We start from the raw sequence: 2200 nt of genomic DNA, 5'->3' as shown, positions 1-2200 counted from the left end.
GGAGAACTTGCATACCTTCAGAGAGTCCGCCACGGCCATCAGGTCCTGGAAGCGGGCGGTCATTATCCCCTTGCCTTCGTCGGCCTTCCTGTCCTGGACCGTTTCATAGCCGAATTCCGGGAAGGTTGCCGACCTCTCCCAGGGGTAGGTGAAACTCGAAAGGTGGCAGGCCCCCCTTGGCGAAAGGGCGTAGCCCGACGCCAGGCCCTTAAAGCACCTGGGGTCATGGGCCGGGAGTTCCAGGCCCTTCGAATGAATAGCGTAGGCCTCGGCGCCCTCGCCAAATTTTTCGGCGGCCTTTCTGCTCCCCATCCCGAGGACGGCCCCGATACCCTCGCTCCTGCCGATCTTGTGTACCAGGTCCAGCAAGACGCCGGCATCACCCCAGGGAATCTCCATGCCGGCCTCTTCCCTGGAGAGGATGCCCTTTTCGAAGACTTCCATGGCGAAGGCTATGGTGCCTCCCGTCGATATGGTATCCAGGCCGTAGCGGTTGCAGAGTTCATTGGCCTTAGTGAGGCTCTCCAGGTCATCCACGAGGCAAGCGCTGCCTAGCATTGCCAGGGATTCGTACTCCGGGCCTCCCATCTTCAATCCGTCAAGGGTTACCTCTCTCCCGCAACGGATAGGGCACGCGATGCAGCCGTAATCCCCGGTGAGCAGTTCTTTCGCCATCTCCTGACCCGATATGGCCTTGGCGCCTTCGGGCCAGGAACCCTGCTTCCAGTTCCTGATGGGGAGGTCGCCGAACTTCTCCGCGTTCTCCATTCCGCCGGCGGTCCCGTAAAGTCTCAGGCCGGAACCCTTTTCCTTCATCCTGCTGTTCGATTCGATGATCAGTTCGTTGAGTGCCTTGCGGTCAGCTATTGTCGGGAGTCGGGTTCCCTTGGCGACGATCGCTTTCAGGTTTTTAGACCCCATTACCGCCCCGAGGCCTCCCCTCCCGGCGGCGCGGGCATGAACGCCGTCGTGGAGGATCCCGGCGAGGAAAACGCATTTTTCTCCCGCGGGACCGATGCAGGATACGCCTATTCCCCAGGGCATCTCCCTGGAGAGGGTCTCCTCCGTCTCGAAGGTGTCCTTGCCCCAGAGGTGGCCGCCGTCATAAAAGGAGATCTCGTCATCCTTGACGACCAACACCACGGGACTCGGGGATCGGCCGGTTATCACCAGACCGTCGAAGCCCGCTCTTTTCAGGTGGAAGCCGAAGCTTCCCCCGCAGTCCGCCTCGCCGAATCCTCCCGTGAGAGGGGACCTGGCGAGTATCTGGTGCCTTCCCGAGGTGGGGATGCCGGTACCCATGAAGGGGCCGGTCATGTAGATCAGGGGGCTTCCCGGATCCAGCGGGTCCACGGTGGGAAGACCATACTTCACGAGCAGGTAGGTCCCGATTCCAGATCCACCGATGTATTTCCTCGCAAGATCCTCGTCGAATTCTATACTATCGACCTTCCTGGAAGCCAGGTTCACCAGTGCTATGACACCATGATATCCGAACAATGGGATCACTCCTTGATCTCCGTGAGATTTCCTTCCCACAGGGACCTCACAAGGGCCAGGCCTTCTTCGGCGCTCATCGGCCTTGGGTTGTTGACGCGATAATACTTGGTTACCATGTCCGAGGCAAAGCGTTCCACGTCCTTCTCGGGAACGCCCAGTTCCTTCAGGCTCGCGGGTATACCCACATCGGTCACGAGCTTCTTGAAGCGCTCGGCGACCTTCCGCCCCACCTCTTTGGGGCTCCCCGAGGCGTCCAACCCCGTGAGAGGGGCCATTTTCACGAGGATCGGCGCAATATTGTCGAGGTTGAACATGAAGGTATAAGGCAGCACCATGCCGCACCCAAGTCCGTGGGGTACGCCGGAATCTATGGTGAGGATGTAGGACATGCTGTGGGCGTAGAGGCCTCCGCCCTGGGTGTAGGACATCATTCCGAAAAGGGAGGCGAAGGACATGTGATAGCGAGCTTCAAGATCATTGCCGTCGGCCACGGCCCTCTCGAGGTACTTGAAGACGTACTCCACGCACTTCAGGGTGAACATCTCCGTGAGAGGGTTTGTCTTCCCGATCATCCCCTCCACGCCGTGGGAGAGAGCGTCGAGACCGGTACAGGCCGTTACCTTGGGCGGCATGGTGACCGTGAGCAGGGGGTCCACCAGGGCGACGGTCCCGAAGACCAGCGGGTTCCCTATGAAAAGTT

At 60.0% G+C, this 2200-nt stretch carries 2 protein-coding genes; both read right to left on the bottom strand.

Translation table 11 applies throughout. The features are described 5' to 3' along the window. Positions 1-1500: aldehyde ferredoxin oxidoreductase family protein (locus GX108_02840; GenBank protein ID NLO55982.1), on the bottom strand; the 1500-nt coding region annotated here is incomplete at its 3' end. Between the two features lie 5 nt (positions 1501-1505). Continuing rightward, positions 1506-2200: iron-containing alcohol dehydrogenase (locus GX108_02835; GenBank protein ID NLO55981.1), on the bottom strand; the 695-nt coding region annotated here is incomplete at its 5' end.

Source organism: Thermovirga sp. (assembly GCA_012523215.1).
In the GTDB taxonomy this organism is placed as follows: domain Bacteria; phylum Synergistota; class Synergistia; order Synergistales; family Thermovirgaceae; genus 58-81.
Note: the sequence above shows the minus strand (reverse complement) of the source record. Positions and strands in the feature narration are given on the sequence as shown.